Origin of the sequence: Peribacillus sp. YIM B13482 (genome assembly GCF_042787975.1) — a bacterium.
In the GTDB taxonomy this organism is placed as follows: domain Bacteria; phylum Bacillota; class Bacilli; order Bacillales; family DSM-1321; genus Peribacillus; species Peribacillus simplex_A.
On record NZ_JBHZPF010000022.1, the window covers coordinates 32,465 to 47,617 of the forward strand.

The window sequence follows — 15,153 nt, forward strand, 5'->3', positions numbered from 1 at the left end:
TGTTACTGATCATTCGATTCAATAATCAGTAAGTTATATTAAATATACAAGATTTTAGTGATTTATAAAACAACAAATAATAGTTTTAGACACAGCGTACCATAAAAAAACAACTCCCTTGAAAATCTTCCATTAAAAAACTACTTTACACATTGAACCCATTTTCTCCGGCATGATTGCAAAAGAGGAACCTCCCGGTTGACGTAGATGTAGAAACCCCACCAGTGGTTAATAGGAAAAGGTAGGGTTTTGTCAGGTGTTTTAAGCTTAAGTATACTGTCTTGATTGACGAATAATCTTTTCTTTTATTTTAATGTAAGATTGAAAAATGGATTATAGTTGGAATGAAAAGAAGGATTTATAGGGAAGGAAAACAAATGGTACAGTTGATGTTAGTCAAATTGTCGGCAGCGGTAATGATGAAGTAATAAAGCTGGAAAGAAAAAACGTGGATTAGGATTAAAAGGCTCCCTTAAAGAGTTTAATCCTAATCCACCATTAAGTTGAATTTTTTAGTGCATGAGCTTTCCAGCATCACAATCGGTTATATTTTCGTTCGATTTTCCTGAACTCATCTGATAGTTCAAATAAGGTGTGTAATACTGCTGTTTGAATATATAGATTCATATAATTATCATTGCTCTTCTTTTGAAAAGATAAATCATGTTTTTCATTAATTTTCCGAGCTATACATTCATTAATTTCGCTCCACATTTCTTTTGTTCCTTCTTTAATTTTAGTCTCCATAATCTCCCACTCCTTTTTTATTAGTTTATCCAATCTATTACATTCTTATACTTATTTTTTTGCCAAGCTGGTAACTTTTTTATCTTAAAATTAATATCTACTGTTCAAGTTATGATTCTTTGCGTTGAAAAGGAGAGAGAAGCGACTATAGGGTTAGTCCACAATTAGTTTTTTGTAGAAATTAATAACCAAGATTTGCTTAAAGCATTTGAAGATCTGGACAATGCAGGGAAATTGACCTTAAGATACGATTTAGGGTTATGGGCTGATGAAACCAAAGGGACAGAGCAGATTGGGAGATTTAAAGAAGCGCGTGACAAATATCAAGGAGAGTTGTACAAAATAGATACAATTAAAATATTTTCTGACGGCGTCGGTGACAAGCAATTGGTTTGGGATCAAGAAATCTTAGAGGAGACCGTGGCTGCTTTAGATAAAGAGGGTTTCCGCGTCTATATCCATGCGATTGGCAATCAGGGATTTTACCCCAGTGGTAATTCTTTGGACGCTTTTGAATATGCAGCTGAAGTAAATGGAAAAAGAGATTCCCGACATGTGATTACCCATCTCGACTGGGTTCGGGAAGATGATGTTTCCCGGTTTAAGGACTTAGGGGTAATACCTGTTCCTCAGCCCGCTTGGTTTGGTAATGATTGGTATGGTGATATAAGAGTTGAAGAGTTGAAGAATCTTAATCGGATGAATAGCTATTTTGAAGCCGGAATACCCGTTGCTTCATCAAGTGATTTTCCTTCCACCAGTGAATTTCTAAGTGACTTCCGGCCTTTTACAGGAATAGAGGTAGGGATAACAAGATTGGATCGGGACAAAACTGATCAAACCGATCTAAAGAAAGTATTATGGCCTAAGGAAAAAGCATCTCTCGAGGAGATGATTACTAGCTATACAATCAACGGGGCTAATGTGATTTTCGCAGAGGATGAAAGAGGCTCTATTGAAGTGGGCAAAAAAGCGGACTTGGTCGTTTTGGATAAAAATCTCCTCGAGATTCCAGAAACGGAAATTAATGAAACGAAGATCTTGTTGAATTTGTTCGAAGGGAAGGAAGTATTCCGTGATCCCACGTTTATAAATGCATCCTATATAAAGACACTTGTTGAGCAATTCGAAGAAGATGGGGAAATTGTCAACCATGGTGTTGCCCGTTCACTACAGGCACATTTGGATACAGTGGTCCGTTTTGAAAAACTGGAAGCAGCCAAAAGGATTGTCAAGCACCTTCAAAGGTTTAACAAGTTACTTGACAAGCATAAAAAAGATGGGTTGATATCCGAGGATGCGTATAACACCCTTAAAACTTGTACTGATTCTTTAATTAAGAAGTGGCAAAAAGATTGCAATAAAGGCTTGGGTTACCAAGTTGATGTCGAATAATGTAGTTTCAAGGGGAGGGATGTTGTTTGATTCGGGGTCTCTTTCTCATAAATAAATAAGTTTTGAGGGTTTTTCTCTATATGTGAGAATTCGGGAAATTAAAATCTAATAATTCGAATCGTCCTTCTTAGGGCTATTTCAATGGAAAAATGTCGCAATAAGCATTAATCCCATCTTAAACAATCGCGAGATTTGCGTGTCATACCAGATACAATTTATTGATGACGCCATTACGGCACGTAGCTTATTTCGAACCTTATTCGTATCAACCAGAATACACGGTGAGACATCTTCATAGCTAACGAGTATTTATGCAATCTTAAATAATTGGTGCAATATTGCATAAAACTATTAATCTATTAAATAATCTGTATATTGTAAATATTTAAAATATACCGGTAATTAAATCGTTAAATAATCAATCTCCGCTTGGTATGGTATTTGCATATTAGTTAATTAATCACGAATAAGGGTGGAGTGATACATGGAGAATGCAAAATTAAGACGTACGTTAACAGTATTTCCTTTAGTGTTATTTGGATTGGCTTATATGGCACCTACAACAGTTTTTTCTACTTATGGGGTGGTTGCGGAAATAACGAAAGGGATGGTGCCAGCTGCTTATATTATAGCTTTAGTTGGTATGTTGTTTACAGCCTATAGTTATGGTCAAATGGTTAAGGCCTATCCTGTTGCTGGTTCTGCATATACATTTACTCAAAAGGCTCTAAACCCTCATCTTGGCTTCTTAGTAGGCTGGGTTATATTATTGGACTATTTATTTTTGCCAATGATCAATGGATTACTAATCGCCATTTACTTAAACGCATATTTTCCATCCGTTCCTTTTTCCGTCTGGTTAATTGGCTTTGTAATTTTAATCACCACTGTAAATATAATTGGAGTGAAAATAGCAACAAAAATAAATCTTTTACTAGTTGCCTGTCAATTCTTAATAATAGTTATATTTACATTCTTGTCAATTAAAGGGTTACTTAACGGAATGGGTTCAGGAACATTATTCATGAGTTCTCCATTTGTGAATGGTGATATACCACTATCTTTAGTATTAGCGGGATCTTCCATTTTATGTTTATCCTTTTTAGGATTTGATGCTGTTACTACATTTTCAGAGGAAACCATTAATCCTAAAAAAAAAATACCAAAGGCTATTTTCCTCGTCGCATTAATAGGGGGAGGTCTGTTTGTCACCATCTCATACATCAGTTACCTTGTTTACCCAAATTTCCAAGCCTTTAAAGATGCAGATTCCGCCTCCTTGGAAATTGCTATGTACATCGGGGGTAATTTATTTCAATCTATTTTTCTAGCAGGTTATATTACCGGGGGGCTGGCGTCTGGTTTATCAGCTCATGCAAGTGTTTCGCGACTTTTGTATGCGATGGGGAGAGATGGAGTTCTTCCAAAGCGAATTTTTGGTCATATTCATCCAAAATTTCAAACTCCAACACACAACATCATCTTAGTGGGCATTTTTGCTTTATCTGCGTTATTTATTGATTTAGTGACAGCATCATCCTTTATTAACTTTGGAGCGCTCGTGGCATTTACGTTTGTTAATCTTTCGGTTATTTCCCATTATTTTATTAAAGAAAAACAGCGAAACGGAATTAACACACTGAAGTACCTAATATTGCCGCTGATTGGTACTGGTTTTACAATTTGGTTATGGACTAGTCTTGATTCAAAGGCACTTTTACTCGGACTAGGATGGTTTGGAATTGGTTTCATCATGCTCCTTTCTAATACGAAAATGTTTAGTAAACGGCCACCAGAGCTTTCTATTGATAGTGCGATTAAAAAAGAAATTCAAGCATAAAAGCTATATTCATTGAGGAGGATAAAAATGGTAAATGCAGACATCATTCTTTCTGGTCAACATGTTTTCACTGGGTTACAAGATGAGCCAATAAAAGCAGCTATCGCTATTAAAGATAATAAAATTATTAAAATCGGTTCTAAAGAAGATGTAATGTCATTCCTTGGAAATCAAACAAAAGTGTATGACATGGATGACGGACTAATTATTCCGGGATTCCATGATTTTCATATGCACATTATGATGGGAAGCATTTTACAGAAGGACAGTGCCAAATTATTTGATGCAGATTCAGAAGAAGATGCAGCCAAAATAGTAGGTGAATTTGCAGAAACGAGACCAAATGATGAGTGGATATTCGGCGTGGGTTGGGATCATACCAATTGGAAGAACAAAGTGCTGCCACATAGAACAACACTAGATAAATATATTAGTGATCGCCCTGTTTTATTATTCAATGCAGAAGTGCATTACGCATGGATCAATAGTAAAGCAATGGAAATGATTCAATTAACGAAGGATACCCCAGATCCGGAATATGGAGAAATTGGAAAAGATGAAAATGGGGAACTGACAGGCCTCCTATTTGAACAGGCAATTGGGTATGCATCAGAGCATGCATACAAATTACCGAAAGATAAACGTGTAAAACTATTCCAAGGTTTCCTTAATGAAACAAAAAGATTGGGAATTACATCCGTTAATGATTTATATGGAGCTAAAATTGCGCCAAATCCATTAGACGATCTTAAAATTTTTAAGGAATTTGAGCGAGAAGGGTTACTTACAACCAGAATTCACTTTTCGCCGGAGTTAAAAATGGATTTAGCTGCCGCAAAGGAATTACAAACAAATTATCAGTCAGACAAGCTCACCTTTTCTGGATTAAAACAATTTATAGATGGTGTTGTGACAAGTCATACTGCTTTTTTATTGGATCATTACAAAGACCGTCCAGATACAAAAGGCGGAACAACTTATCCAGCTGAAACAATTAAACAATTAGTAAAAAAGGCAGATAAGGAAAATTTTCAAATTCGTTTCCATGCAATTGGTAACGGTGCAGTCCGCTTAGCATTGGATGCATTTGAAGAAGCGAAAAACGTAAATGGAGAAAGAGACGCTAGACATGTCATTGAACATGTGGAGGTATTGCATCCGGATGATGTTCATCGCTTTAAGGAATTGGATGTAATCGCTTCCTTTCAACCTAAACACATTGAATTAATGGAAAGTGAGGCATATACAGCCAGGATCAGTGAAAAACAACAACCTCTCTATTATCCTATCAAAACACTAGTGGATACTGGTGCTAAAATTGCCTTTGGTACAGATTTTCCTGTAGTGCCCCTAAATCCTATGATGGGTATTTATCAGGCAATCACCAGAAAAGATTTAATCGGGAAGGCGTGGCAAGAGTCGGAAGGAGTAACATTGGCACAAGCGTTAAAATACTACACGGCCATACCGGCATTCGGGTCATTTAGAGAAAATGAATTAGGCACATTGGAAGCAGGGAAGATAGCGGATATCGCTGTATTAAATAAAAATTTATTTAGCATATCAACAGAGGAAATTCTTGAAACAGAAGTGAAGATGACGATCATGGATGGAAAGATCGTATATGAAAACCAGGTCGTTCAAACTGTATAAGATAAAAAATAATAAAAGTGAGGTAGTGAGAAGATGTCAAAAGTAAAAGTTGGCCTTATTCAAATTCGTTGCGGAGAATCCATTGAGCAAAATATTCAAAAAACGATAGAGAAAATAAAAGAAACAGTAAATAAAGGTGCACAAATCGTTTGCTTACAGGAATTATTTTCTTCGCAATATTTTCCGCAAACGGTCAGTGTGAAAAATTATGATTTAGCTGAAGACGTAGATAGCGGTGGATTAGCTGAAATGGTTGAATTAGCAAAGGAATTAGCAATTGTCTTGATTGTACCTTTTTACGAAAGAGCAGGTGCCGGTATTTATTTTAATAGTGCAGCTGTATTTGATGCTGATGGAGAATGTTTAGGAATTACAAGAAAAAATCATATTCCGGATGGTCCCCAGTATCATGAAAAATATTATTTCGTTCCAGGCAATACAGGGTATCCTGTCTATGAAACGGCTTATGGAAAAATAGGAGTCGGGATTTGTTGGGACGAGTGGTTTCCAGAAGTAGCCCGAATTTTGAGCTTACAAGGTGCAGAGATATTATTCTATCCTTCCGCTATTGGTTCAGAGCCAGATCATCCCGAGATATCAACAAGATCATCCTGGGAAAAGGCAATTTCTGCTCATGGCATTTCTAATGGTGTATTTGTTGCTGCGACAAATCGAGTGGGCCAGGAGAAGGACATGAATTTTTACGGCGGTTCATTCATTAGCGATACATTCGGGAATATTTTAGCTTCACTTGATGATGAAGAAGGAATTATTGTGCAAGAAATTGATTTAAAAGAGATAGAAAAGACTAGAAAAATGCTGCAATTCTTTAGAGATCGACGTGTCGATACATACGGACCTATATTACAAAAAGAAATACTTCCAACCCCATCCCTTCAAAAAAGGGAGCGAACAGGGCGCTGTTCAGTTAATCATTAAAAGGAATAGCAGGCCGGAGTACCTGCTTAGACTGTAGACAAACCTGATAATGATCGAGTTTGCCGGAATCATTATTTTGCATGCCAGGCACTCACTTTCCACGGGCGGTAAGGGAGCCTTCCCGTCGCCCTTTGCCCCTGTGGGTTCTCCCTTGGACGCGCTAAATTTTAGGTGGAGTTATTCGTGGTACAACTGAAAACACAGGTGTACCTGGTGTGCTTGCAGCAGTTACAAAACCGACTGCATTGTTTAGATAATCTATAGTTCAAAAGAAAAAAACCAATTTTCCTTTATGGAGAGTTGGTTTTTTACGCTGTTCAAATGGCCGCTAATGTAACAGCATTCTATTTCTTGCTTTAAAGAAATAACGTGTGAATTAGCTTTTGATCGGGGCTGTCGCTAAGGCGGCTTTTCCTTTATAGGACGGTTAGCTAAGAACAATATGGGAAATACTAAAAGAATAAAAATTTTACCGAATTTTCAGAAAATACATTGACGGGAAATTACGGTTGTTATATATTATTAATAAGTTAAATTTATTGTTATATAACAGGAGGAGGAGTCAAGATGATGAATATTCAGGATAAAGCCTATGAAAGTTATTTAAAGATTTGTGAAAGGTATGAAATAGAGTCGATAAATTTCGACCACTTCATCAAAAACTTAACTAAAGATCAGTTGGATGAATACAGTAAATTAGCCGTATAAACGAAAGGGCGTGATTGCACAAGATGGACCTCCAGGTTGATGTAGATGTAGAAGCCAGTTAGAAACCCCACCAGTTGCTATTGGGAACAGGTGGGGTTTTGTTATGTGTTTTAAGAGGTTATTTTTAATTACTCTACTTCATTAAGTAGAGGGGGGAAATCAAAATTGATTTTAGTTGGAATGATAAAGAGGTATTTATTCGGAAAGCAAGGAAAAAATGGAACAGTTATAAAGTTGGGTAAATTGTTGGTATCGGAAATGATCATATTACATAGTAAGGTTAAGAGATGGAAAGCAAACGTGGATTAGGAAAGATAGGATTATACTTTGGTATTAATGGGTTCCCTAAGGGGAGTTTTTTATCCTAATCCACAATAATGGTTAAATTTGTAACAGGCCTTTCCGATAAATATTACAATTCGGTATATTTCCTTTCAATTTTCCTGAACTCTTCTGAATGTCCAAATAAGGTATCCAATACGGCTGTTTATAAGTCCTATTAATCCGCGCCGCGCTGTTCCTTAATAGAATCATCACTCATTTCAACTTTGTCCCCAAAATTCGGGTGCTTCCTGATTAACATTAACTTTTCTTCCTTTGATGAATTGCTTACAATGTCCACCATGCATCGATGCAGGTTGATTATTGGTGAAAAGTGCCTATTGGCAGCCGATTTTTCTGCAATCCAAGGTGAATGTTCAAAAGTATCACCAAGGAACTTCGTGAACTCCTTTTCGCTTAGTGCATTTAGTGACTAAGGGGAATCATCTTCCAGGATCCTTTTATCTACTTTTTGCCATTTGTATCGGCACCAGGATGGCATCAACATACATGGTAAGAACATGCTGAAGACCCAAGAAGGCCTTGGACTTATTAATTCTTTCATTCATAAAAAAACTCCTTTCCTAACGTGTTGTCGTATTATATCGCGCCGTTTTGTTTTGATTAATATTATCAAAATTAAAAATCAGAAAATTGTTATTGGTTAGATTATACAATTTTTGGCTGTTGATATAGACAACTTGCATAAAGTGAAGGGAGGTGAGACTGATGTTTTTATAGATTGAGTAAGGATTTAATGCGAAGGGCAAGTCGTATCTGGAGTGTGGTCTCTGAATCTTTTAAGCTCTTGCCGAGTAGCTCTTCACATTTCTCGAGTCTGTACACAACGGTGTTCCGGTGAACGAATAATCTTTTGGCAGTTTCGGATATTTGGCAATGCGTTTCGAGATAGACGGATAATGTCTCTAATAAGGATTGCTCCTCCTCGGTGAAAATCTTTGGAAATCCCTGTAGTGCAAAAAGATAAAAGTTCTTTAAGTCTTCTTCGGGGAGGATTCTCAATAATTCCATAATATCCCTCGTCCGGAAAGTTTGGATATATTCTGTCCTTTTCGAACGACCTCCTTCCAGAAGGGAGTCGTTCGCTTCTTTGTAAGAGTTTTTTGTTTGTAAAAAACTCGGGCTCATAAGGCTCACTCCGAAAGAAATCGTGCAGTCGAACTGGCTGGATATTATCTTCTGCAATGATTTAAGCGAGATTTCGACAGTTTGGAGAACATCGGCAAAGACTTCACTCACTTCGTATAAAAGAATGCATTTCTTACCTTTTGTAAAGAGATGGATGGGATTAGGTGATATGCGAAGCTCATCTTCTAAAAACTCGTATATCGAATCAGCCCTTCGTTGCAGCTGTGTGTAACTTTTGGCCGATTCGGATTCATCGATTTTTCCGACTGCACATATATAGGCTTGTTCATTATGTAAGGAAAACTCTTTTGCCCGGTTTATGATTTCCTCTTGTGAGGAGAAACTGCCATCCAGAAAATGAAGGAAGAAATCATTTCGGGTATTTCGATCATGCTGTTTAAGGGCATGCTCTTTCATCAAGGCAAAAGAAATGACATTAGTTGCCTGCTCTATCGTCAGTGTTATGAGGTTATCACCAGTCTTGATTTCCCCTGATATCGTCAAATAGCCGATTTTTTCTTCATACATACAGATGGGGAATATTGTATAGGTTCGTTTATTGGATAGAGATGAAAAGGAAATGAATGAAGTTTTGGTTTTATGAAATCGGAATCCTTCATCACTCATTTTTTTGATTATTGGAATAATTCCGGATGTTGAAATTGGATGGAATATCGGATTAAGATACTGGTCAATTAATATGATGGGGTATCCAATCATATCCGATAAATGATCAAGGAGCTTTTGTATTCCTTTCCCCCGCATAATTAAGTTTGTGAATTGCTTATGTGTTTCCATTGCAAATGTCAATTCCGCTGCCCGTTGATCCAAAATCCCCCGTAATGTATGGTTGATAATTTCCCCAAGTGACATTTCTGCCGGGAGATCAATGATTGGAAGGGATAATTCATTGGCAAGAACTAGTACGTCCTCAGGAATTTCTTTTAGAAATCTACTTGTCTTTATCCCGAGGGCTGCGCAACCCTGGTTTGCCATCGCTTCGACGAGTGATGACAAAAGGCGTGGGTTATCCTTTACGTGATAAGCCGTGGTCACAAGGAATTCATTTGGTTTTAAAAAGTTGATGATATCTGGAGCATCCATCATGTTGACTGTCTGGACTTTGCGTTCGTTCCCTGTTTCTCCGGCAATTATATTCATGCCGGTTAAAGCGGGCATTGTTAAAAGATCTGTTACCTTCAGGGTTTTACATGTCCTGTATATCTTGAATCATTACGATTACACACATGCTTTGCGGATTTTAATTATCATATCATACAAATCCTTTGGCATATCTTACGAACTTCATTGTTTGGTTTATTGTTAGGGTGTATAAAAATAGGTTTTTGTGTAAGGTTTTATAAAAATTAACGTGAGAATAAGGGCGGCGATAAAATGAGTGAAAGCACAGTTACTTCAAGTAAGAAAAAAAGAGTAACGCCGTTTTCGAAAGAATGCAGATTCAGCTATGATTAATAGGATGTATTATCGCAATATTGGTTTCGTGTGGCTGCAGTGGGGGAAGTGTCGGAAAAACCGATAGGCATTAAACTTCTGGGTGTACACCTTGTCCTTTATCGGGCCAGTGGGAAGATTATCGTTGCAAGGGACCTTTGTCTGCATCGTGGTGGGCGGAGAGTGATGAAATCGTATGCCCTTACCACGGTTTTCTGCACCCTCTTCCTTTACAGGCATTATTTGATTGCTTTTCGTTGGTTATTTTGCACAAAAATACCCTGAAATACTAACAGAATTGTCAATGAAGTTATATGCGAAAGCAAGTAAAATAATAGATAACATAAATTTGTGAATATTCATAACATGAGTGGATATTGGAAGGGAGGCGATGGGATGGGCATTCAAATCGAACAGTCCATAAATGAAAAGGACGAAGTTGCTTCGATGATTGAATGGTTAGCATCTTTCGGGGCAACGGAGAGTGATGGGGTGACCCGGTTATTATATTCCAAGGAATGGATGAGCGCTCAGCAGGCAATGAAAGCTGAGATGGAAAAAGAAAACCTTATTACATATTTTGATAGTGTAGGCAACTTGTTTGGCAGGCTTGAGGGAACGGGCCCCTCCGGTGAAACCATTTTGACCGGCTCTCATATAGACACGGTCAAGGATGGAGGGAAATATGACGGTGCATATGGGGTCGTCGCTAGTTTCCTGGCAGTTAAGAGGTTGTATAAAGCCTATGGAAAACCGCGGAAGACGATTGAAGTCGTTTCCTTTTGTGAGGAGGAAGGAAGCAGATTTCCTTTAACGTTTTGGGGATCGAGGAATATTAAAGGAGTCTATAGTCTTGAGCATGTCAGGGATTTAAAGGATACTGAAGGAATTCCTTTTTTGGAAGCCATGAAAAAATCAGGGTTTGAACCTGAAGATTATATAACCCCAGTCCGGGATGATATTGAACGGTTTGTCGAAATTCATATAGAACAGGGGATGGTACTTGAAAAGAATGAGAATACGATTGGGGTCGTCAGCCATATTGTCGGGCAGCGCCGTTATGCGGTCAAAATCATTGGTGAGAGCGATCATGCGGGCACCACTCCCATGTCCTATAGGAAGGATGCAGTCGGTTTTGCTTCGGAATTCATCTCTTTTTTAACGAAAAAAGCGAAGGGGATGGACCCGGGTTTAGTTGCGACTGTCGGCAGAATGAATGTTAAACCTAATGTTCCGAATGTCATTGCTGGTGAAGTGGAGTTCAGTCTGGATATCAGGCATCACAAGGAAGTGATTATTGAAAAGTTTTGTAAGGAGATCTTTTCCACTCTCGATTCCTTGGCGAAAGAAGCTGAAATGAAGCTGGAGGTTTCACAATGGATGGATGTCAAACCTGTCGCGATGGATCGGGAAATGAATCGCCTTGCCCGAAAGATAGCTGAAGATAAAAATATACCTTACCAAGATATGGTCAGCGGAGCCGGGCATGATGCACAGGTATTTGGTTCTTATTGTCCGACTTGCCTGCTGTTCGTTCCAAGTAAGGGTGGGATCAGCCATTCGCCTAAGGAGTTTACGAGTGTTGCCGATATGGAAAAGGGAATCGACGTTTTAAGTGAAATACTATATAAATTAGCTTATTAAAAGGAGTGGTTAAAATGGCATATTCAGAATTGAATGCACCGATGAGAACGATCATGACACCAGGCCCGGTCGAAGTGGACCCGCGTGTCTTAAGGGCGATGAGCACACCGATATTAGGGCAATTCGATCCTGCATTCACTGCTATCATGAATGAAGTGATGGAAATGCTGCGTTTGGTTTTTCAAACGAAAAATAAATGGGCGTTCCCGATAGATGGCACCTCAAGATCGGGGAATGAAGCGATTCTATGCAGCATCATTGAGCCGGGTGATAAAGTACTGGTTCCGATATTCGGAAGATTCGGTCACTTGTTGGTGGAAATTTGTGAGCGATACGGAGCTGAAGTCCATACGTTGGAATGTCCTTGGGGAGAGGTGTTCAAACCTCGAGCTGTCATCGAGGAAATCAAGAAAGTCTCCCCTAAAATAACAGCAATCGTCCATGGGGAAACCTCCACTGGTTGTATGCAGCCACTGAAGGAAATCGGGATGGCCTGCCGTGAATTGGGTGTCCTGCTTGTGGTGGATGCGGTTGCTTCCATCGGGGGAACGGATGTAAAGGTGGATGAATGGTGTATTGATGGATTGATAGGCGGGACTCAAAAATGTTTGTCCGTTCCTTCAGGTATGGCGCCGATTACGTATAATGAACGAATAGAAGAGATCATCCAGTCCCGCAAAAAGGTGGAACGTGGTATTGCGACCGATGAAGACAACCAAAAGGTTTCGCTCCGCCGTCCGATCACCAGTAATTATTTCGATTTAAGCATGTTGCAGGATTATTGGGGACCGCGCCGTTTGAATCACCATACAGAAGCTACTTCCATGATTTATGCGTTGCGTGAAGGATTGCGCCTTGTGCTTGAAGAAGGTATGGAGACGCGTTTTGCCCGTCATGAACTCCACGAAGCTGCTCTCGTTGAGGGGATCAAGGCGATGGGACTAACGTTATTCGGGGATGGGAAAAACAAACTTCCGTGTGTAACTTGCATCGAAATTCCAAAAGGAATCGATGGGGAAGCTGTAAGAGCCATGCTGTTGAATGAATTCAGTATCGAAATCGCTTCCTCGTTTGGTCCGCTTCACGGGAAAATCTGGAGGATCGGGACCATGGGATTCAGCTGTAGGAAAGAAAACATCCTCTTTGTATTGGCCTCCTTGGAAGCTGTCCTTTTGCGCCAGGGGTTCCAAGTGAATCGGGGAGAGGCTTTGCAGGCTGCACTCGATGTGTATGTGGGAAAGACGGAGAAAGTGGTTGCATCCAGGGGAACTCTTTGATTTTATAAAACTATTTTGGAGGAGTTGTCGTATGTCAATATATGATCTTATTATCCGCAATGGGTATGTAGTTTTTCCTGATGAAGTGAAGAAGGCTGATCTTGCAATCCGGGATGGGGTGATTGTTAAGGTTGGGGATCATCTGGATGGTAAAGCGAATGAAGAGTATGAAGCGGATGGCCAGCATATCTTTCCTGGTATGATTGATGTCCATGTGCATTTTAGTGAACCTGGCCGCGCTCATTGGGAAGGCTTTGAAACAGGATCGCAAATGATGGCAGCGGGAGGCTGCACCACATATTTCGATATCCCTTGAATGGAATCCCTTCAACCATCGATCGAAAGGCTCTCCTTGAAAAGGGCAAAATCGGTGGGATGAAGTCGGTTATAGACTTTGGATTATGGGGAGGACTGGTTCCGGGAAATATCGATGATTTAGAGGATCTCGCCAAATCCGGAGTGATCGGATTTAAAGCTTTTCTCTCAGCGACGGGAAATGAGGAGTTTGAACGAGCGGATGATTTCACCCTTTTACATGGAATGAAGAAAATTGCAGAATTGGGCAAGGTATTGGCCCTTCATGCGGAAAGTGATCCGATCACTCAGTGGTTTAAGCAGGATAAAGAGAAGAATGGACTATTCAGTGCGAATGATTATGCTGCTACAAGACCTGTGCAAGCGGAAGCGGAGGCTGTGGGGCGTGCCATTACATATGCAGAGTTAACAGGCTGTCCGCTGCACTTTGTCCACATTAGCAGTAGTTTGGCCATCGGAAAAATTGAATCGGCCAAACAAAAGGGACTGGATGTGACGGTTGAGACGTGTCCGCATTATTTATTATTTAATCAGGATGATTTAATAGAAAAAGGCGCGGTTGCAAAATGTGCTCCACCACTAAGGGAAAGAGAAGAACAAGAAAGATTGATTACCCATTTAATGGAAGGTGAATTCGATATGATTTCTTCCGACCACTCACCATGCCCTCATGAGCTGAAAGATCCTGCCGTACATAATATTTTTGAAGCGTGGGGCGGAATAAGCGGAGGGCAATTTTCGCTAATGTCGTTGATAGAGTTGGCTGTATTACACGATATCCCGCTTCATAAAGTCGCTATGTGGACAGCTTCAGCCCCGGCAAAAAGATTTGGTCTCTCTTCTAGAAAAGGACAAATTAAGCACGGGATGGATGCGGACCTTGCTATCGTTTCCCTTAATGGTACGCATGAAGTTTCGGAAACGAATTTTTTCGCGAAACATAAGCAAAGCGTTTATATGGGCCATACCTTTCCTTGCCAAATCACGGCTACCATTAATAGAGGGAAAATAGTTTATCAGACTGATGTAATAAGTGAATGGGAGCGTGGGGAATGGTTAAAAGTGATAGATTCCGGTATTGCGGTCAATAACTAGGGAGAAGGCTTTGCAAATAAGGTTGGGGCAATTGAATTCATTATAAGGGAGGGTGATTCCGAATCGGAAATCCCCCTTTTTTAAATCTCTGAGTATGTATCCTTGGAAAATCAAGGGGAAGGAAACCGGACAAATGGATTGCTTGTACGGTTCAAACGTTACTTATTCAACCTGGTCAACGAAATATTGATTTTTCCTGAATACCATCGCTTCCATGGACGCGATCAATTCCCTTTCATTTACCACGTCTATTTTATACCATGCCAGTTTATGGTTTTTCTTGATCTCTTCCGCTCTGGCAGTTAAAGTCTCACCCCGTTTGCCAGCTGATAAGAAATTGATGTTGTTTGAAACGCCAACTGCTATTTTTCCATATGAATTGCTGGCTGCTGCGAACACGTAATCAGCGAGTGAAAAGATAATCGCCCCGTGAACCGTTCCGTGTGAATTGAGCATATGGTCACTTGGAATCAATTCTGCTTCAGCTGTGCCGGGACCGAGTTTCGTCAACTTCATCCCGAGAAAAGAAGCATATGGTTCGTCGACAAGTACCTGTTTGATTTGGTCGTAATGCAATTCGTGAATATCCTGATCTAAATGAGTGGTCATGGAAAT

At 39.5% G+C, this 15,153-nt stretch carries 11 protein-coding genes and 2 pseudogenes; 9 read left to right on the forward strand and 4 right to left on the reverse strand.

Annotated features, from left to right (window positions below; genetic code table 11):
• Positions 1 to 534 precede the first annotated feature (534 nt).
• A complete protein-coding gene (locus ACFX4L_RS12595; protein WP_284471608.1) occupies positions 535 to 747 on the reverse strand; it encodes a hypothetical protein in 213 nt (70 codons plus the stop codon).
• A gap of 195 nt (positions 748 to 942) precedes the next feature.
• Between ACFX4L_RS12595 and ACFX4L_RS12600 the strand changes: the two genes are divergently transcribed.
• The 5 genes from ACFX4L_RS12600 (at position 943) to ACFX4L_RS12620 (ending at position 7,282) form a co-directional block, all read left to right on the forward strand.
• Positions 943 to 2,142, forward strand: a complete 1,200-nt coding sequence (locus tag ACFX4L_RS12600; RefSeq protein WP_377405309.1) for an amidohydrolase — start codon at positions 943 to 945, stop codon at positions 2,140 to 2,142.
• A 484-nt stretch (positions 2,143 to 2,626) separates the two neighbouring features.
• Entirely contained in the window at positions 2,627 to 3,982 is a 1,356-nt protein-coding gene (locus tag ACFX4L_RS12605) for an APC family permease (protein WP_377405312.1), read from the forward strand.
• A gap of 27 nt (positions 3,983 to 4,009) precedes the next feature.
• Entirely contained in the window at positions 4,010 to 5,635 is a 1,626-nt protein-coding gene (locus ACFX4L_RS12610; protein WP_377382482.1) for an amidohydrolase, read from the forward strand.
• 33 nt (positions 5,636 to 5,668) lie between these two features.
• Positions 5,669 to 6,574 carry a carbon-nitrogen hydrolase gene (locus tag ACFX4L_RS12615; protein WP_377382484.1) on the forward strand — a complete coding sequence of 302 codons (906 nt, stop codon included), beginning with the start codon at positions 5,669 to 5,671 and terminating at the stop codon, positions 6,572 to 6,574.
• Positions 6,575 to 7,141: 567 nt separating this feature from the next.
• Positions 7,142 to 7,282, forward strand: coding sequence for a hypothetical protein (locus tag ACFX4L_RS12620; RefSeq protein WP_155727232.1), 141 nt, complete (start codon positions 7,142 to 7,144; stop codon positions 7,280 to 7,282).
• Between the two features lie 499 nt (positions 7,283 to 7,781).
• Here ACFX4L_RS12620 and ACFX4L_RS12625 read toward each other — a convergent pair.
• Both ACFX4L_RS12625 and ACFX4L_RS12630 read right to left on the reverse strand, forming a co-directional pair.
• Positions 7,782 to 8,018 (reverse strand): annotated as a pseudogene (locus ACFX4L_RS12625) (2-oxo-4-hydroxy-4-carboxy-5-ureidoimidazoline decarboxylase); the annotation flags it as partial.
• A 320-nt stretch (positions 8,019 to 8,338) separates the two neighbouring features.
• The gene (locus ACFX4L_RS12630) at positions 8,339 to 9,931 is read right to left on the reverse strand and encodes a PucR family transcriptional regulator (protein ID WP_377405315.1); all 1,593 of its coding nucleotides are present in this window, start codon (positions 9,929 to 9,931) and stop codon (positions 8,339 to 8,341) included.
• A 345-nt stretch (positions 9,932 to 10,276) separates the two neighbouring features.
• Here ACFX4L_RS12630 and ACFX4L_RS12635 point away from each other — a divergent pair, with 345 nt between their 5' ends.
• From ACFX4L_RS12635 to ACFX4L_RS12650, 4 genes and pseudogenes are all read left to right on the forward strand, one after another.
• Positions 10,277 to 10,492, forward strand: a complete 216-nt coding sequence (locus ACFX4L_RS12635) for a Rieske 2Fe-2S domain-containing protein (RefSeq protein WP_167555967.1) — start codon at positions 10,277 to 10,279, stop codon at positions 10,490 to 10,492.
• A gap of 111 nt (positions 10,493 to 10,603) precedes the next feature.
• A complete protein-coding gene (gene allC, locus ACFX4L_RS12640; RefSeq protein ID WP_284471603.1) occupies positions 10,604 to 11,851 on the forward strand; it encodes an allantoate deiminase in 1,248 nt (415 codons plus the stop codon).
• A 14-nt stretch (positions 11,852 to 11,865) separates the two neighbouring features.
• Positions 11,866 to 13,128: a pyridoxal-phosphate-dependent aminotransferase family protein gene (locus tag ACFX4L_RS12645; protein WP_377405318.1), complete on the forward strand. Its 1,263-nt coding sequence runs from the start codon at positions 11,866 to 11,868 to the stop codon at positions 13,126 to 13,128.
• A 31-nt stretch (positions 13,129 to 13,159) separates the two neighbouring features.
• Positions 13,160 to 14,538 (forward strand): annotated as a pseudogene (locus tag ACFX4L_RS12650) (allantoinase).
• A gap of 162 nt (positions 14,539 to 14,700) precedes the next feature.
• On the opposite strand, the gene ACFX4L_RS12655 reads toward ACFX4L_RS12650, so the two are convergent.
• Positions 14,701 to 15,147, reverse strand: a complete 447-nt coding sequence (locus ACFX4L_RS12655) for a PaaI family thioesterase (protein ID WP_284471600.1) — start codon at positions 15,145 to 15,147, stop codon at positions 14,701 to 14,703.
• Between the last annotated feature and the right edge of the window lie 6 nt (positions 15,148 to 15,153).

Excerpts from the sequence above, each read along its gene's own strand:
- ACFX4L_RS12595 (WP_284471608.1), bottom strand. The coding sequence starts at position 747 with ATGGAGACTAAAATTAAAGAAGGAACAAAAGAAATGTGGAGCGAAATT.
- ACFX4L_RS12605 (WP_377405312.1), top strand. The coding sequence starts at position 2,627 with ATGGAGAATGCAAAATTAAGACGTACGTTAACAGTATTTCCTTTAGTG.
- ACFX4L_RS12610 (WP_377382482.1), top strand. The coding sequence starts at position 4,010 with ATGGTAAATGCAGACATCATTCTTTCTGGTCAACATGTTTTCACTGGG.
- ACFX4L_RS12615 (WP_377382484.1), top strand. The coding sequence starts at position 5,669 with ATGTCAAAAGTAAAAGTTGGCCTTATTCAAATTCGTTGCGGAGAATCC.
- ACFX4L_RS12620 (WP_155727232.1), top strand. The coding sequence starts at position 7,142 with ATGATGAATATTCAGGATAAAGCCTATGAAAGTTATTTAAAGATTTGT.
- ACFX4L_RS12630 (WP_377405315.1), bottom strand. The coding sequence starts at position 9,931 with ATGCCCGCTTTAACCGGCATGAATATAATTGCCGGAGAAACAGGGAAC.
- allC (WP_284471603.1), top strand. The coding sequence starts at position 10,604 with ATGGGCATTCAAATCGAACAGTCCATAAATGAAAAGGACGAAGTTGCT.
- ACFX4L_RS12645 (WP_377405318.1), top strand. The coding sequence starts at position 11,866 with ATGGCATATTCAGAATTGAATGCACCGATGAGAACGATCATGACACCA.
- ACFX4L_RS12655 (WP_284471600.1), bottom strand. The coding sequence starts at position 15,147 with ATGACCACTCATTTAGATCAGGATATTCACGAATTGCATTACGACCAA.